The sequence below is a fragment of the Chitinophaga sp. HK235 genome, from assembly GCF_018255755.1.
Classification (GTDB): Bacteria; Bacteroidota; Bacteroidia; order Chitinophagales; family Chitinophagaceae; genus Chitinophaga.
Window position 1 is genome coordinate 6,208,887 of sequence record NZ_CP073766.1, and the last position, 17,672, is coordinate 6,226,558.

At 47.1% G+C, this 17,672-nt stretch carries 19 protein-coding genes; 18 read left to right on the forward strand and 1 reads right to left on the reverse strand.

All coding sequences use genetic code 11. From position 1 onward, the window contains the following. Position 1: 1 nt before the first annotated feature. Positions 2–439 (reverse strand): low molecular weight protein-tyrosine-phosphatase, encoded by a 438-nt coding sequence (locus tag KD145_RS23570; protein ID WP_308219032.1) that lies wholly within the window; start codon positions 437–439, stop codon positions 2–4. 313 nt (positions 440–752) lie between these two features. On the opposite strand from KD145_RS23570, the gene KD145_RS23575 reads away from it, so the two are divergent. The 18 genes from KD145_RS23575 (at position 753) to KD145_RS23660 (ending at position 17,590) form a co-directional block, all read left to right on the forward strand. Next, complete coding sequence (locus KD145_RS23575; RefSeq protein ID WP_212002230.1) at positions 753–989, forward strand: hypothetical protein; 237 nt, start codon at positions 753–755, stop codon at positions 987–989. A gap of 63 nt (positions 990–1,052) precedes the next feature. After that, a complete protein-coding gene (locus KD145_RS23580) occupies positions 1,053–1,910 on the forward strand; it encodes a substrate-binding domain-containing protein (RefSeq protein ID WP_212002234.1) in 858 nt (285 codons plus the stop codon). A 36-nt stretch (positions 1,911–1,946) separates the two neighbouring features. After that, complete coding sequence (locus KD145_RS23585; protein WP_212002238.1) at positions 1,947–3,686, forward strand: lipopolysaccharide assembly protein LapB; 1,740 nt, start codon at positions 1,947–1,949, stop codon at positions 3,684–3,686. 320 nt (positions 3,687–4,006) lie between these two features. Beyond that, positions 4,007–4,402, forward strand: a complete 396-nt coding sequence (locus KD145_RS23590; protein ID WP_113615295.1) for an NADH-quinone oxidoreductase subunit A — start codon at positions 4,007–4,009, stop codon at positions 4,400–4,402. Positions 4,403–4,426: 24 nt separating this feature from the next. Then, a complete protein-coding gene (locus KD145_RS23595; protein WP_078668889.1) occupies positions 4,427–4,990 on the forward strand; it encodes an NADH-quinone oxidoreductase subunit B in 564 nt (187 codons plus the stop codon). 47 nt (positions 4,991–5,037) lie between these two features. Beyond that, positions 5,038–5,553 carry an NADH-quinone oxidoreductase subunit C gene (locus KD145_RS23600; protein WP_212002239.1) on the forward strand — a complete coding sequence of 172 codons (516 nt, stop codon included), beginning with the start codon at positions 5,038–5,040 and terminating at the stop codon, positions 5,551–5,553. 12 nt (positions 5,554–5,565) lie between these two features. Then, positions 5,566–6,786, forward strand: coding sequence for an NADH-quinone oxidoreductase subunit D (locus KD145_RS23605; RefSeq protein ID WP_212002240.1), 1,221 nt, complete (start codon positions 5,566–5,568; stop codon positions 6,784–6,786). A 42-nt stretch (positions 6,787–6,828) separates the two neighbouring features. Next, complete coding sequence (gene nuoE, locus KD145_RS23610) at positions 6,829–7,326, forward strand: NAD(P)H-dependent oxidoreductase subunit E (protein WP_249219535.1); 498 nt, start codon at positions 6,829–6,831, stop codon at positions 7,324–7,326. Positions 7,327–7,349: 23 nt separating this feature from the next. After that, complete coding sequence (locus tag KD145_RS23615) at positions 7,350–7,538, forward strand: hypothetical protein (RefSeq protein WP_212002241.1); 189 nt, start codon at positions 7,350–7,352, stop codon at positions 7,536–7,538. Positions 7,539–7,605: 67 nt separating this feature from the next. After that, positions 7,606–8,970 (forward strand): NADH-quinone oxidoreductase subunit NuoF, encoded by a 1,365-nt coding sequence (gene nuoF / locus KD145_RS23620; protein WP_113615290.1) that lies wholly within the window; start codon positions 7,606–7,608, stop codon positions 8,968–8,970. A 105-nt stretch (positions 8,971–9,075) separates the two neighbouring features. Continuing rightward, entirely contained in the window at positions 9,076–10,164 is a 1,089-nt protein-coding gene (locus tag KD145_RS23625; RefSeq protein ID WP_212002242.1) for a 2Fe-2S iron-sulfur cluster-binding protein, read from the forward strand. 35 nt (positions 10,165–10,199) lie between these two features. Next, on the forward strand, positions 10,200–11,243 hold the full coding sequence (gene nuoH / locus KD145_RS23630) for an NADH-quinone oxidoreductase subunit NuoH (RefSeq protein WP_212002243.1): 1,044 nt from the start codon (positions 10,200–10,202) through the stop codon (positions 11,241–11,243). 52 nt (positions 11,244–11,295) lie between these two features. Further along, positions 11,296–11,802 carry an NADH-quinone oxidoreductase subunit NuoI gene (gene nuoI, locus KD145_RS23635; protein WP_113615289.1) on the forward strand — a complete coding sequence of 169 codons (507 nt, stop codon included), beginning with the start codon at positions 11,296–11,298 and terminating at the stop codon, positions 11,800–11,802. A gap of 58 nt (positions 11,803–11,860) precedes the next feature. After that, complete coding sequence (locus KD145_RS23640) at positions 11,861–12,355, forward strand: NADH-quinone oxidoreductase subunit J (RefSeq protein WP_113615288.1); 495 nt, start codon at positions 11,861–11,863, stop codon at positions 12,353–12,355. 50 nt (positions 12,356–12,405) lie between these two features. Next, entirely contained in the window at positions 12,406–12,723 is a 318-nt protein-coding gene (gene nuoK, locus KD145_RS23645; RefSeq protein WP_113615287.1) for an NADH-quinone oxidoreductase subunit NuoK, read from the forward strand. Positions 12,724–12,776: 53 nt separating this feature from the next. Beyond that, entirely contained in the window at positions 12,777–14,675 is a 1,899-nt protein-coding gene (gene nuoL / locus KD145_RS23650; RefSeq protein WP_212002246.1) for an NADH-quinone oxidoreductase subunit L, read from the forward strand. A gap of 33 nt (positions 14,676–14,708) precedes the next feature. Then, entirely contained in the window at positions 14,709–16,124 is a 1,416-nt protein-coding gene (locus KD145_RS23655; protein WP_212002248.1) for a NuoM family protein, read from the forward strand. A gap of 92 nt (positions 16,125–16,216) precedes the next feature. Next, positions 16,217–17,590 (forward strand): NADH-quinone oxidoreductase subunit N, encoded by a 1,374-nt coding sequence (locus KD145_RS23660; protein ID WP_212002251.1) that lies wholly within the window; start codon positions 16,217–16,219, stop codon positions 17,588–17,590. The last annotated feature ends 82 nt before the right edge of the window (positions 17,591–17,672 follow it).

Genomic DNA, 17,672 nt, shown 5'->3' on the forward strand with positions numbered 1-17,672 from the left:
GTTATTGTTTGTTGTCCGTGATGCTTTTACAGGCATCATAAATCAGTTTAAAGACCGGGGCGAAGAGGGCGTCATCGAACCAGGGGTCGGGTACGTCCTGATCATCCGGCAGCAGATGGTGTACTTTGGCCTTGTCAGCTGCATTGCGGGCCTTTTTCAGCACGTCACGATGGTTGTTATGGTCCATCACGTAGATGCGGTCAAAGGCGTCGAAATCGGCGGCCTGGAACTGGCGGGCGCACAGGCCGGAGATATCTATTCCCTGGCGATGGGCTTCCTTAATGGCGCGATGGTCCGGCGGATGGCCTATATGCCAGTTGCCGGTACCGGCAGAGTCTATTTCCCAGTCTAATCCCTTTTCTTGTACAAGATGCCTCATGATACCTTCCGCCAGGGGAGAGCGGCAGATATTGCCCAGGCATACCATCAGTATCTTCATATTAAATTGCGTATCAGCCCGCAAACCTACAAGTTATTATGGAAATGTTCACCTGTTTGCATCTATATAACAACAAAAAGAGGCTGTTCCGGTTGCAGTTGCTTTCAATAAAATAAAACGGGGTTCATTTGTAATCTCCGGAAAATGATCAAATTTTAAATCAAAAATTTACCACATGTTGAAAAAATGCCTCAAATTGCGTGTGGATGGAGGTCTGGCATTGGTTTTGGCACTTTTTTTTAACATTCTTCTAAAATTCCCGATTCAAGTTTAAAAAATATTTTTTTGTATAATTGTAATTCGCAAGATGGAAATGCAAGACGAACAAACAAACAGGCGACTGGAAAACAAATACAGGCCTATCGGTGAACTGGTAAGAGGTATCTTCTTTATTCTCTTCGGGCTTTTCGCAATCTTTGCGCAAAAGCTGGGACTTGGAGAGTTCCGTTTATCCCCTCAATGGATGACAGCATTAGGAGTAGTTTTATTGCTTTATGGTGTCTTCAGGATATATAATGGGATCAGGAAACTATTTTTTAACAGGAACTAACGGGTAGATATGTTTTTCGGTTTTACTAAAAAGTATGCTGTATATTTAACAGCTTTAGCATTAATGGCGGCCTGTAGCCCCAATCCGAATGCGAAAAAATTAGATACGGCAACAGAAGGGGAGATAAAGATTAGTGTGGATGAAACTTACAAGCCACTGCTGGACTCTGAGATCAAGGTGTTTGAGTCGCTGTATCCCAAAGCACACATTATTCCTTCCTATAAGCCGGAAGCAGAGTGCTTTAAAGATCTTTTAAATGATAGTGCCCGCATGGTCATCGTGACCCGCGATTTTAATGCTGCTGAGCGTGATTACTTCAAGAAAATAAAGATCACGCCCCAGAGCCTGATGCTGGCGTGGGATGCGCTGGCGCTCGTGGTAAATCATAGTAATCCGGACTCTGTCCTTACGATGAACCAGGTACGCGGTATCATGGACGGCACTAATAAAGACAGAAAATGGCAACTGGTGTTTGATAATGCCAACTCAAGCACTGTCCGTTATATTCAGGATTCCATCAATAAAGGTAAACCTTTGCCAGCCAACACTATGGCAGCTAAAACGAATCCGGAAGTAATAGATTACGTTTCCAAAAACAAGGATGCGATCGGTGTAATCGGCGTGAGCTGGATCTCAGATCCAAGCGACTCGCTGTCCATGGCCTTTATCAACAAAGTCTCCGTTGTGAAACTGCGAGCAGATAATGGTTCGGATTTTGTATTACCTTATCAGGCATATATTGGAATTGGAACGTATCCATTAAAACGTGGCTTCTACTTTTGTCTGAAAGAGCCTTACCATGGTTTAGGCTCGGGATTTGCTACCTTCCTTGGTAGTTATGAAGGACAGCTGGTTATCAAGCAGTTCAGATTGTTCCCGGCAAGATTGAATGTAGTATTCAGAGAAGCCAACCTTAAATAGTCAAAAAACACAACTAAAACTAAAACCAGATTGCAAATGAACAGACGGAAAAGTTTACTCGTAGCATTGCTGTGTGCCGCCTCGGGGAGCGTAATGGCTCAATCTGTGGAGGATGGATTGAAAGACCTGTATTATGGTAAAAACCTGTCCGCCAAACAGACGTTTGAAAAGGTAATTGCTGCGAAACCTACGGATGACAAGGCTTATTATTACATGGGTATAGCACAACTCGCACTGGAAGATGTAGCTGGCGCCACTGCTACTTTCCAGAAAGGGTTGCAGACAGTTCCTACCTCTGCATTATTACAAGCTGGTATGGGACGTATAGACCTGATAAAAGGTGATGCTGCCGCTGCAAAGACTAAATTTGAAGCCGCCAGCGCTGCCACCCAGGGCCGTGATGGAGATGTAGCCCGCGCTATCGCAGATGCCAACACTGAAGTCAAAGGTGGTGACCGTGCCTACGCCCTCACTGTAATGGACAAGCTCCTGAACAATGAAGGCCGTAAAAAGAAAGAAATGTACACCGCTACTGCAGCTGACTATATCGAGCAAGGGGATGCTTACCGCTACCTCGGTGGCGAAAACGGTGGTAAAGCGATCGGTGCCTATGAAAAAGCACTGGAACTGAGCGCTAACAACGCTGAGGCTGTAATGAAAGAAGGTATGGTTAACTACAACGCCAGACTGAAAGCTGAAGCGGTGGCCGACTGGACCAAAGCTACCAACATGGACCCGAACTATGCTCCTGCTTTCCACGAGCTGTTCCTGTTCTACACTACTCCTAAAAAAGATCAGCTGTCATGGGACAAAGCAGCAGAATACCTGGAAAAATACATGAAGGTAGCTGACCCTGCAGACAAGCTGAAAAATGAATACTACTCCGCTTCCATCTCCTTCTTCAAAAAAGATTACGATAACGCTATCAGCAAGGGTAATGCTGCCCTGGCCGGTGCGGACGCTATCTACAAAGGCAAGTTCAGCCGCTTGATCGGTGATGCTTACCTGCAGAAAGGTGATTCCCTGAACGCTAAGAAGGTAATGGATGACTACGCTAAATCCGTAGGCAACAACAAACTGGAGCCAAACGATTACAAACTGCTGAGTGAAATCTATGGCCGTGTAAGAGTACAGGATTCCGTACAGGCTGCTGTGAACGATTCACTGGCTTCCCTGTATCTGGAAAAATACGCTACTTCTGATACTACCAAGGACGTAGACACTTACCGCAACGTGGCAGAGTCTTTCAAGAAGCTGCGTGACTTCAAACGCTCTGCAGAATGGTATACCAAACTGGTAAATGATTTTGATGATAAAGCCAACCCCGGCAAACTCCAGGACTACTTCTGGAAAGGTACCATGGAAATGTACGCACGTGACTATGATGCTGCCGATGCTACTTATGGCACCTTTATCACCAAATATCCTGAGCAGGAAGCGTTTGGCTTATACTGGAGAGGCCGTGCCAACATGGCAAAAGACCCGGATGCGAAACTGGGCCTGGCTGTGCCTTACTTCCAGAAGTTCTTTGAAATAGATGGTCCTGAGAAAGCTAAAATCAAGTCTAATCAGCTGATGTTCCCTTATCAGTACCTGATGATTTATTACTATAACAAGGATGACAAAGCTAATCTCCAGATTTACATGGATAAAGTACTGTCTCTCGACCCGAATAATCCTACTGTAAAACAGATTAAAGAAAATCAGGCTGCTCCGGCTGCAAAACCTGCCGCAAAACCTGCAGGTGGTCCCAAAGCTACCCAGAATAAAAAATAATCTGTTCGTAAATCATACAGAAAAGCACCCTTCCTGGTTATGCCGGGAAGGGTGTTTCTTTTTAAGAAGGATTATATACGTATCGCTATAATTGTTCATATGTAATTGTCAGTGAGGTAATACCGCGGGGATTCATTGTGTAAAAAAGTGAAAAAGGCTTTGAGATATCAGCTTCGGGAGGGTAAACCCGATTTGTGCAGGATGGTTTCCCGGGTTTCCGGTTGGCAAAAAAAGATAATATTTTAGATCCTAATAGATTTGATATTTGGTTTAGTTACAGTATTTTTGCGAATTCGGACAATGTTTTTATCGGGAAGCTTATGTATACAGAATCTGTATTTTTGTCGGCAACGACTACTCCTTTTAGCTATTTCCCTATAGTACTGCAATTACTTGCTGCTTTAGGTTTTGTTGGGATCACTATGCTAGCCACTCACTTTCTGGGTCCCAAGCGTAAAACAAGTGATAAGCTTATTAACTTTGAGAGCGGAATCGAGCAGCGTGGCAACGCCAGGCAGCCAGTAGCCATTAAGTACTTTCTGACGGCTATCCTCTTTGTGCTCTTCGACGTGGAAGTGATCTTTTTCTACCCATATGCTGTTAACTTTAAAGAGCTGGGCTGGGAAGGATTTACAGCTGTGCTGATGTTTGTGGGCTTCTTCCTGTGCGGATTTATTTACATTGTGAAGAAGGGAGCCCTGAAGTGGGAAGACTAATCTTAAACCTTTAAATCTTAATCAATGGCTCGTCCGGTTCAATATAATACCAATGTGAAGATGGTGGAAATCCCGGAAGGATATTCCGGAGAAGGGTTTTATGCCACTTCTTTTGACAAAGCGATAGGTCTGGCGCGTAAAAATTCCATCTGGCCTTTACCATTTGCTACTTCCTGCTGTGGTATTGAATTTATGGCCACCATGGCTGCTACCTACGATCTGGCCCGTTTTGGGGCAGAACGTATGGCTTTTACGCCGCGTCAGTGTGACCTGCTCATGGTAATGGGCACCATTTCCAAAAAAATGGGTCCTATCGTGCGTCAGGTATATCTGCAGATGGCCGAACCGCGCTGGGTGATGGCAGTAGGTGCCTGCGCCTGCAGTGGTGGTATTTTTGATACATATTCTGTTTTACAAGGTATCGATCAGGTAATTCCGGTGGATGTATATGTTCCCGGATGCCCTCCCAGACCCGAAGGTATTATCGATGGTTTTATGAAAATACAGCAGCTGGTGGGTAATGAAAGCCTGCGCCGCCGTAATTCAGACCGGTATAAGGAGCTGATGGAATCCTACGGTATCAAATAAGTAAGGGTGTGAATGGTAACTTGTAACTCGTAAATCTCTTATTGTTAATGTCTTTAACAAACGAACGCATACAGCAACGCCTGACAGAGAAGTTCGGGGATGTGCTGACCGGCTTTGAAGAGCCGTTCGGAATGCTCACCTTCACTGCACAGAAAGATTATAACCTTAAAATAATGCAATTCCTGTTTGATGATGAGGAATTGCGTTTTCGTTTTCTGACGGATATCACAGCCGTGCATTATCCCGAAAGAAAAGGAGAGGAACTGGCAGTGGTATACCATCTGCACAACTTTGTTGACAATGTCAGGCTGCGAATGAAAGTATATACGCCGGTCGCTTCACCTAAGGTGTTCACCGCTACCAGCTTGTATCAATCTGCCAACTGGATGGAACGGGAAACCTATGATTTCTTCGGAATCGATTTCGTTGGACATCCTAACCTGATCCGTATCCTTAATGTGGACGAAATGACCTATTTCCCCATGCGTAAGGAATTCCCACTGGAAGACCCTATGCGTACGGACAAAGACGACGAAATGTTTGGTCGGGGCGGTCACTTTTAATTAAACCAGGCTATGTTAGATCAGAAACAACATATAAAACTGCCGGAAGGCTCCATAGAAAAAAATACGACCACGCTGAACCTGGGTCCTACACACCCGGCTACACACGGCGTATTCCAGAATATCCTGGAAATAGACGGCGAAAGGATTGTGAGCGCAGTATCTACTGTAGGATATATTCACCGCGCATTTGAGAAAATCGCAGAACGCCGTCCCTATTACCAGATCACTCCGCTGACCGACAGGCTCAACTACTGCTCTGCCCCCATCAACAACTTCGGATGGATCATGACAGTAGAAAAACTGCTGGGCCTCGAATTACCCAAAAGGGTAGATTATCTGCGTGTGATCATCATGGAGCTGGCCCGTATAGCAGACCACCTGATTTGTAACGCGGTAATGGGCGTGGATACCGGTGCACTCACCGGTTTCGTATACCTCATGACCTATCGCGAACTCATATACGAAATTTACGAAGAAATATGCGGCTCCCGCCTGACGACCAACATTGGTCGTATTGGTGGCTTCGAAAGAAACTTCACGCCGGCAGCTTTCGAGAAAATTGAACGTTTCCTGAAAGAATATCCTGAGGCACTGAAAGAATTCGAAACCCTGCTTACCCGTAACCGTATCTTCATGGAACGTACACAGGGAGTAGGCGCCATCAGCGCAGAAAGAGCGATGAGCTACGGCTTCACCGGTCCTAACCTCAGGGCTGCCGGTGTAGACTACGACGTGCGCGTGGCCACCCCATATTCTTCTTACCAGGACTTCGACTTCTCTGTACCAGTAGGTACTACCGGCGACTGCTACGACCGTTATCTCGTACGCAACGCTGAAATGTGGGAAAGTATCAGCATTATCCGTCAGGCGATGGAAAAACTGAAAGGCCTGCCTGATGATGTATACCATGCCGACGTACCGGCTTATTACCTGCCTGATAAAAAGGATGTATATACCAAGATGGAAGCACTCATCTATCACTTTAAAATAGTGATGGGTGAAACGGACATCTTACCAGGTGAGGTATACAACGCAGTAGAAGGTGCCAACGGAGAGCTGGGCTTCTACCTGATCAGTGATGGCGGCCGCAGCCCTTACCGTCTGCATTTCCGTCGTCCCTGCTTTATCTACTACCAGGCTTATGCCGAACTGGTGAAAGGCGCCATGCTGAGCGACGCGATCGTGTGTATGAGTAGTCTCAACCTGATTGCCGGTGAGCTGGACGCGTAGTAGGTACAATTGAATTTTTGAAGAATAAAGCTGATTAAAAAAATGGCTGTGGTTCAATTTTCTGAAGAGAAACTGAATAAAGTAAAAGAGATCATCGCACGCTACCCGGAAGGGAAGCAGAAAAGTGCGCTGATACCCGTGCTGCATCTGGCACAGGAAGAATTTGACGGTTGGCTGAGTACGGAAACAATGGACTATGTTGCGTCTTTACTGCAAATAAAACCCATTGAAGTGTACGAAGTAGCCACATTCTACAGCATGTTCAATCTGAAGCCGGTGGGCAAATACCTGTTTGAGGTATGTCAGACAGGGCCATGTATGGTAAGTGGTTCTGATCAGATCATTGACTATATCAAGAGCAAACTGGGTATCGGGGTAGGTGAAACTACGCCTGATGGCATGTTTACCCTTAAAACGGTAGAATGCCTGGGTGCCTGCGGATACGCGCCTATGATGCAACTGGGCAAACACTTCCGCGAACACCTGACTCCTGCAAAAGTGGATGAGATCATCGCAGAATGCAGGGCAAAAGCAAACTAATGCATCACCAAAAAACGATAGTCATGCGTATCTGGGAGTTATTTCATCAGTATAAGCTGATCGTGATTGAAGCCATACTGCTGATGACAGCACTGGCAGGTCTGTGGAGGATTAACAATGTGTTCCTGTCCTTTGTCTGTGGTGTCAGCGCAGGGTTGTTGTTTTACAGACTGGGTGAACGTATTGCCCAACACAGGATACGCAAGGCATAAAAGATATATCATACAAATCTGTTGATGGTGCTGGTTTATCTATCACCATTAAACCATAAGGAAGAAAATGGGACGCAAATTACTGTTAGACAAAGCACACATAGAAGGTATCCGGTATTATGATACTTACCGGAGCAACGGCGGTTATGCTGCAGCAGAGAAAGCGCTGAAATCCATGGGGCCTGATGCCGTAGTGGAAGAAGTGAAAAAAAGCGGCCTCAGAGGTCGTGGTGGTGCAGGTTTCCCTACCGGTCTGAAATGGAGTTTCATCGCCAAACCGGAAGGTGTTCCCCGTTACCTCGTGTGCAATGCGGACGAATCTGAGCCAGGTACTTTCAAAGACCGTTACCTGATGGAGTTCATCCCTCACCTGCTGATAGAAGGCCTGCTCATATCCAGTTTTGCCCTGGGTGCTAACAGTGCGTATATCTATATCCGTGGCGAATATGCCTGGATTCCGGATATCCTGGAACAGGCCATCGCAGAAGCGAAAAACAAAGGCTGGCTGGGTAAAAACATCCTCGGCACCGGCTTTGACCTCGAAATATATGTACAACGCGGCGCCGGCGCTTATATCTGCGGGGAAGAAACAGCCCTGCTGGAATCGCTGGAAGGTAAACGCGGCAACCCCCGTATCAAACCACCATTCCCAGCCGTAAAAGGTTTATGGGGATGCCCTACCGTGGTAAACAACGTAGAAACCATCGCAGCCGTAGTTCCTATCATTAACATCGGCGGCGACGAATATATCAAATTCGGTATCGGCAAATCTACCGGTACCAAACTCATCTCTGCCTGTGGTAATATCAACAAACCCGGCGTTTATGAGATCGAAATGAACATCTCTGTAGAAGAATTTATCTATTCCGATGAATACTGCGGAGGCATCAAAGGTGGTAAACGCCTGAAAGCCTGCATCCCCGGCGGTTCTTCCGTACCGGTGCTGCCGGCCAACCTGCTGCTGAAAACAGCCAAAGGCGAAACCCGTATGATGACCTACGAAAGCCTGAACGACGGCGGCTTTGCCACCGGCTCCATGCTGGGCTCCGGCGGTTTCATCGTGATGGACGAAGACCAGTGCATTGTACGCAACACCCTCACCTTTGCCCGTTTCTACCACCACGAAAGCTGCGGTCAGTGCAGCCCTTGCCGTGAAGGTACCGGCTGGATGAAAAAAGTCCTGCACAACATCGAATACGGAAAAGGTAAAATGAGTGATATAGATCTGTTGTGGGATATTCAGCGGAAAATAGAAGGCAACACCATCTGCCCGCTCGGCGACGCCGCCGCATGGCCGGTTGCTGCTGCCATCCGTCACTTCCGCGATGAGTTTGAATGGCATGTGAAACACCCGGATGAAGCGCTTACCCGTAACTTCGGACTGGCGCACTATGCTGACCCGCTTCCTTTACCGGAACCAGCAGCTGTATAGTTCCGCCAGGGCGCTAAGATTCACAGAATAGTCAATAAATTATAATAACATAAACTTTGCTGCATCGCTTCTATATAAAGCCCTGTAAGCAAAAAATATAATAAGATGGCGGAGGAAAAAAAATTATTCAAGGTTAAGATCGATAACATCTCCGTAGAGGTCGAACCTGGTACAACGATACTGAATGCGGCCCGGAAGATAGGTGGGGATGTAGTGCCGCCGGCTATGTGCTACTATTCCAAGTTACAGGGCAGCGGTGGTAAATGCCGTACCTGTCTGGTAAAAGTGTCCAAAGGCTCCGATGCCGATCCGCGCCCGATGCCTAAACTGGTGGCCAGCTGCCGTACTACCGTAATGGACGGTATGGAAGTAGCCAACATCACTTCTCCTGAAGTACAGGAAGCCCGTAAGGGTGTAGTAGAATTCCTGCTGCTCAACCACCCGCTCGACTGCCCCGTTTGCGACCAGGCCGGTGAATGCGACCTGCAGAACCTGAGCTACGAACACGGCGCTGAAGCTACCCGCTACGAATTCAAACGCAGAACATTCGATAAAATCGATATCGGCGACAAAATACAGCTGCACATGACCCGTTGCATCCTTTGCTACCGTTGTGTGTATACCGCTGACCAGCTGACGGAAAAACGTGAACACGGCATACTCGGCCGTGGCGACGCTTCCGAAATCAGCACTTATATCCATCAGTCTCTCGACAACGAGTTTATCGGCAACGTGATCGACGTTTGCCCGGTAGGCGCACTGACGGATAAGACCTTCCGTTTCAAAAACCGTGTATGGTTCCTGAAACCGGTAGATGCTCACCGTAACTGCGAAAATCCTAAATGCTGTGGTAAAACCGTATTGTGGATGCGTGGTGACGAGGTGTTCCGCGTAACAGCCCGTAAAGATCAATACGGTGAAGTGGAAGACTTTATCTGTAACACCTGCCGTTTCGAGAAAAAGGAAAAATCAGACTGGATCATTGAAGGGCCGCGCAAAATTGACCGTCACAGTGTTATTTCTCAGGGCCATTACGTAAATACCGTTAAACCGAAAGATCCACTGGTGGAGGTATTGGATGGCAGACAGCCCAAGCTGCTGTTTGATATCCACACTCAAAGCCAGGTAAACAGACCGGATATCGATCTGTCAAAGATCGAAGGTCCTGCTCACTCGGACGATTTTAATAAGTAAGCATCGTAATTCGTAATCGTAACTTATAACTGGAAATGACGTTATTAAGCATAGACTGGTTTTTTATTCTTGAGAAAATACTGCTGATATCCGCAGTGTTGGTACTGTCACTGGTAGTGGCCATGTACTCTACCTGGGGCGAAAGAAAGGTGGCTGCCTGGATTCAGGACCGTTTAGGCCCTAACCGTGCAGGTCCAATGGGATTGCTGCAACCCCTGGCAGATGGTGGTAAACTCTTCTTCAAGGAAGAGATCATCCCCACCAACTCCAACCGGTTCCTCTTCATCCTGGGTCCTTCCATCGCCATGCTGGTAGCCTGTATGACCAGCGCCGTAATTCCATGGGGCGACACCCTGACCATTGCCGGCCGCACCATTTCCTTGCAGGTGGCTGATGTAAACATCGGTATCCTGTTCATCTTCGGTGTGGTGAGCATGGGCGTATACGGTATTATGATCGGTGGCTGGGCATCCAACAACAAATACTCCCTGCTGGCGTCTGTGAGGGCTGCCTCCCAGATCATCTCCTACGAACTGCCAATGGGTCTGGCGCTGATCGCATTGCTGATGCTGACCGGCACCCTGAGCCTGAAGGAAATCGTGGAGCAGCAACGTCATAGCCTGTGGAACGTGGTATACCAGCCGCTGGGCTTCTTTATCTTCCTGATATGTGCTTTTGCGGAAACTAACCGTACGCCGTTTGACCTGCCGGAAGCAGAGAACGAGCTGAATGGCGGTTACCACCTGGAATACTCTTCCATGAAACTGGGCTTTTACCTCTTTGCGGAATATATCAACATGTTTGTCAGCTCTGCGCTGATGGCCACTATGTATTTCGGCGGATATGCCTTCCCTGGCATGGACAGCCTGGGCCTTAGTCCCAATCTGCTCACCATACTGGGCTTCCTGGCATTGTTTGTCAAAATACTGGTGTTTATATTCTTCTTTATGTGGGTACGGTGGACGATCCCAAGATTCCGTTATGATCAGCTGATGCGTCTGGGCTGGAGAGTGATGATCCCGCTGGCACTGGCGAACATGCTGATTACCGGAGCAACTGTATTGGCTCGTCAACACTAATTTCTTTTACTTTATACACACTTTCGGGTGTGGACTAAATAAAGCATTTCTTATGCAATCATTAACAAACAGGGCAAAACCGGTAGACCGTAGCCCGATGACCCTTGCGGAAAAAATGTACATTCCTGCCATTGCGAAAGGCATGAGCATTACCCTCAAGCACTTATTCAAACGTAAGGCTACCGTAAGTTTCCCGGAACAGAGACGTCAATTCAGCCCGGTATTCCGTGGTTTGCACGTACTGAACCGTGATGAGGAAGGTCGTGAAAGATGCACCGCCTGCGGCCTTTGTGCTGTAGCCTGCCCGGCAGAAGCCATTACTATGGAAGCTGCTGAAAGGAAGCCCGGAGAGGAAAATCTGTACAGGGAAGAAAAATATGCGGCCAGGTATGAGATCAACATGCTGCGTTGTATTTTCTGCGGATTCTGTGAAGAAGCCTGCCCCAAAGATGCCATTTACATGTCTGAAACCTTTGCTCCTTCCAACTATCAGCGTAAAGGCTTCATTTATGGAAAGGATGATCTGTTGATTCCTAATCCGAAACAACAGGGTAAATAATATTATTCACAGTGCGCATTAGCTAAAAATACAATAGTCAAACATAGCAGAGATGGGAATGAGTATACAACAAATAATTTTCATGGTGCTTTCTGTCATCGCCCTGGTTTCGGCATTGGGCGTAGTACTGAGCAAGAATCCTGTGACGAGCGTATTGTGTCTGATCGTAACCTTCTTTACCATTGCAGGGCATTATATCATGCTGAACGCCCAGTTTCTGGCCGTGGTGCATATTATTGTGTATGCCGGTGCGATCATGGTATTGTTCCTTTATGTGATGATGCTGATGAATCTGAATGCAGAGCTGGAGCCCCAGAAGCGTAACTGGCTGAAATATGCCGGCGCTATCAGCGGTGGTGCCTTACTGGTAGTACTGGTAGCTGCCCTGCGTGATGCCAGCATGCCTGCAATCGGTACAGCATCCACAGATATAGGGTTGATCAAAAACCTGGGACAGATGTTATTCAAGCAATATGTAGTGCCATTTGAGGTGAGCAGTATCCTGTTCCTTAGCGCCATGGTGGGTGCAGTTGTTATTGGTAAAAAAGACTAATACTACACGGGCTTTACAGGCCCGTTATTCGTAATTCCTAATTTTTTATTATGCCTGTTCAATATTACATATTCCTGAGTATCGCCCTGTTCTGTATTGGTGTGATGGGTGTATTGATGCGTCGTAATGCGATCATCATCTTCATGTGCATAGAGCTGATGCTCAATGCGGTAAACCTGCTGCTGGTGTCTTTCTCCAAAATGTGGGCAGACGCAGGAAGAGTAGATGCCGGATCAGCGCAATTGTTTGTATTCTTTATTATGGTGGTGGCAGCTGCGGAAGTGGCAGTAGGCCTGGCTATCATTACAATGGTCTACAGAAATACACATTCAGTAGATATAAACATTCTTAACAGGCTGAAAAATTAATAATTCATCCTCTTAATTATTAATTGTTTCGACGTCGTAAATAGAATTGATAAATGATTAATCTAGTTTGGCTGGTACCATTTTTACCATTATTGGGTTTCCTGGTGAATGGGTTGGGACGCAGATTTTTATCCAAGTCTCTGGTAGGATTTATCGGAAGCGGCTCTGTCCTCGTTTCCTTTGTGGTAAGCTTATTGATATTTTTTGAGGTGAAAGCCCCGGGATTTCAGGCACAGGTGGTACACCTGTTTAACTTTATCTCCGTCGGCAGCCTGCACATCCCCTTTGCATTCCAGGTAGATCAACTGAGTGCATTATTTCTGCTGATCATTACCGGTGTGGGTACCCTCATCCACATCTACTCCACTTCTTACATGCATGATGAAAGCAACGAAGGTTTTGCGAGATATTTTGCTTATCTCAACCTCTTCGTGTTTTCCATGTTGATACTGGTACTGGGCGCCAACTATGTGATGATGTTCATCGGATGGGAAGGCGTTGGTTTGTGCTCTTATCTGTTGATTGGTTTCTGGTTTAAAAACACCAGTTATAATAATGCAGCCAAAAAAGCATTCGTGATGAACCGCATTGGCGACCTCGGTTTCCTGCTCGGTATCTTCTTCATGATCATGCAGTTTGGTACTGTTACTTTCCCTGAAGTATTTGCCAAAGCGGCACCACTGGGTATGAACAACCCAACCATTGCAGCCATTGCGATGCTGCTGTTTGTAGGTGCAATGGGTAAATCAGCTCAGATTCCTTTATATACCTGGTTGCCCGACGCGATGGCCGGTCCTACACCGGTATCAGCCCTGATCCACGCGGCTACCATGGTGACTGCCGGTATATACATGATTGCCCGCAGCAACGTGATTTATACGCTGGCACCGCATATCCAGACGATAGTAGCTATCATTGGTCTGGCTACTGCTCTGTTTGCAGCTTCTATCGCGCTGAAACAAAACGACATCAAAAAAGTGCTGGCCTACTCTACAGTAAGCCAGCTGGGTTATATGTTCCTGGCACTGGGCGTAGGCGCGTATTCTGCTGCCGTATTCCACGTAATGACACACGCTTTCTTTAAAGCCCTGTTGTTCCTTGGTTCCGGCTCTGTTATCCACGCTATGGGCGGTGAACAGGATATCCGTAAAATGGGCGGTCTGAAAAAATACATGCCCACCACCAACTGGACTTTCCTGGTAGGTTGCCTGGCGATTGCCGGTATCCCTGGTTTCTCCGGTTTCTTCTCCAAAGACGAAATACTGGCACATGCGTACGCCAGCAATCCGATCCTATACGGACTGGGCCTGCTGGGCGCACTGATGACCGCTTTCTATATGTTCCGCCTGTACTACATCACTTTCTCCGGAAAATTCCGTGGTACACACGAGCAGGAACATCATCTGCATGAAAGTCCGTCTGCCATCACTATCCCCCTGATCATCCTGGCGGTACTCTCCATCTTCGGTGGTTATGTAGGATTACCGGAAGTATTTGGTACTAAAAACATGCTGGCAGAATACCTGTCACCTGTATTTGCGCCTTCTGCACCGTTTGTGACCGAACATCACCTGCCTCATTCCATGGAGTGGATGCTGATGGGACTGAGCAGCGTACTGGTGATCTGCTTTATCCTGGTAGCCCGTCAGAAATTTGCCGCTTATGAAGATACCGGCAAAGAAAACACTGGTCTGGCTAAAGTACTGGAAAACAAATGGTATGTGGATGAGCTGTACGATGCCATCATCGTAAAGCCTTTGCAGGAGCTTTCCCGTTTCTTCCGTGATACGGTTGAAAAAGCAGGTATCGACAAACTGGTAAATGGTGTTGGCCGCAGCGTACAATGGGGCAGCCAACAGATCCGCCTGATACAGAACGGACAGGTAGGTTTCTACATCTTTGCCATGGTAATCGGTATGATCTTATTATTTGTGATCGGATTCTTATTATAAACCAATAGCGGAAGTTACAAGCGCAGATAAATTATGTTGACAGTTTTATTAATATTGATTCCTTTCATAGCAGGCCTTATTGCATTTGGCCTGAAAGGGTCCGGACCGAAGGTGCTGGGCATGATTGCATCCCTGGCGTCGGTGGCAATAGCAATAGGAGCTGGGTGCACTTTTCATGCCTCACCCGACAAACTTTCTTTTGTTGCCAGCTGGATTCCCCAATTGGGAAGTCAGTTCAGGGTAGGATTGGATGGTATGGGCGTGATGCTGTGTTTATTGACAGCTATCGCTTTTCTCCTTGTTTTCATCACCATTTACAACCGCGATATCGAAAGGCCTAACGGCTTTTACGGATTGATGTTGTTATCGCAGGCTGGTCTGATAGGCGTTTTCACCGCTTTCGACGCGCTGCAGTTTTATATTTTCTGGGAACTGGCACTGATACCGGTATATTTCCTCTGCTCTATGTGGGGCGGCGAAAAACGTATACCTGTTACCTTTAAATTCTTCGTGTATACTTTCCTGGGTTCACTGCTGATGCTGGTAGGTATTATCTACCTGTATTTCCAGACCCCGGACCACTCTTTCAGCTGGACTTCCTTTACCAGTCTGCAGCTGAGCATGGGTGATCAGAAATGGCTGTTCTGGCTGTTCTTTGTGGCATTCGCCATCAAGATGCCGGTATTTCCTTTCCACACCTGGCAGCCCGACACTTACGATCAGTCGCCTACTCCGGTGACCATGATCCTGTCTGGTGTAATGGTGAAAATGGGTCTTTTCGGCCTGCTGCGCTGGCTGATGCCGGTAGTACCGCAAGGTGCAGCCATGTGGACTGACGTAGCTATCGTACTGTCTATCATCGGCATTATCTACGCTTCCTGCATCGCTATGGTACAGAGCGACCTGAAACGACTGATCGCTTATTCCTCCATCGCGCACATCGGCCTGATGAGCGCCGCTATTTTTGCACACAACGAACAAAGCACACAGGGTGTATTACTGCAGATGTTTAACCACGGTATCAACATTATCGGACTGTGGATCATCGTAGACGTAATCCAGAACCGCCTGGGGGTAAAAAATATGGACCAGCTGGGTGGCATGGCCCGCAAGGCGCCACGTATGGCCATCTTCCTCGTGATCATCAGCCTGGCCAACATCGGCTTACCGCTGACCAACGGGTTTATCGGTGAATTCCTGATGTTCAGCGGCCTGTTCCAGTACAACCACTGGTTCATGGCTTTTGCCGGACTGGGTATCATCCTGGCAGCAGTTTATACGTTGAATATGATCCAGAAAGTGATTTTCGGCGAAGGAAATACATTGACAGACAGCACTACAGACTTACAGCCCGGTGAAACCCTGGCATTGAGCCTGATAGTGATCATGATCTTTGTGCTGGGTGTTTATCCTCAGCCTATGCTGGATCTGGTAAGCAAGGTATTTTAAGATTTGGGTATTTTGATATTTAGGTATTTAAAATGACGAAATATCAAAATACCCAAATCAACAATTTTAAACGGGTTTTGTAACGCAACAATATGAATGCACTAATTTCTACTGCTTTATCGGGCGTTGTTCTGATGTTTGTCGGTTTATTTGTACGCAATAAGCAGCATATTAAATTTTTTGCCATCGCGGCCATCATCATAGCATTTATTGCTAACCTGGCGCAGTTTCCTTCTGTGGAGCTGGGCAGCTATACCATGTATGGTATGATAGAAGTATCCAGGTTCAGTGTGTTGTTTAATGCAGTGGCTTTAGGTGCAACCCTGTTATATTTCCTGTTGTCCGGGAGTGAGTTTGAAAAAGTAGGCGAACATGTGGCAGATTATTTTGCCCTGATATTCTTTATCCTGGCAGGTATTTCCCTGGCCTCCACTTTCAGCAATCTGCTGATGCTGTTCCTGGCGATAGAAATCATGTCTATCCCGCAGTATGTACTGGCGGGTACCGACAGAAAAAACCTGAAGAGCAACGAAGCTTCGCTGAAGTACTTCCTGATGGGTTCTTTCTCTACCGGTATTCTGCTGATGGGTATTGCCCTGATCTATGGTGCTGCCGGTTCCTTTAATATCACCGAGCTGGGCCTGGGTGCCGACAGCGTTCATCCGCTGGCATTGTGCGGTATCATCCTGATGGCCTTTGCACTGGCCTTCAAGGTGTCTGCCGTTCCGTTCCATTTCTGGACACCGGACGTGTATGACGGTTCTCCTACCGTTTTCACCTCCTTTATGGCTACTGTGGTGAAAGCCGGTGGTTTTGTGGCTTTCCTCCGTATGTTCCATGTGAGCTTTGCGGGTGGTGCTATCAGCGAACACTGGACGCTGATCCTGTCCATCATTACTGCTGCTACCCTGATACTCGGTAACTTCAGCGCGGTGTTCCAGCAGAGCGTAAAACGTATGCTGGCATATTCCTCTATCGCACAGGCTGGTTTTATGCTGTTTGCGGTAATTGCCATCAACCAGTTTGCCGCACAGGGTATCATACTGTATGCAGCCGCTTACAGCATTGCTACCATCGGGGTATTTGCCGTGTTGATGAAGCTGAAAGACTACACTTTTGAAGGATTTAACGGCCTGGCCAAAAAGCAGCCGCTGCTGGCACTGGCTGTAACAATATTCCTGTTCTCCCTGGCAGGTATCCCCGTAACTGCGGGTTTCTTCGCGAAATACTTTGTACTGTCTGCAGCTATTCAGCATGGGCATCTCCTGTGGCTGGTGATTGTAGGGGTACTGTGTGCTGCTATCAGCGTATACTACTATTTCCGCGTGATTATCGCCATGTATTTCAAACAGGGTGATCCTGAGGTAGAACCGGTGTCTGGTGGCCTTAAAGCAGCGCTGATACTGGCAGTAGCCCTGGTACTGGTACTGGGACTGTTCCCCAACCTGCTGATAGGTTGCCTGTAATAAATAATCGATTACGAATAATATAATAGAGCGAAGACCGGAGCGGTAAATCCCCTCTGGTCTTCGCTTTTCTGTTGAAATA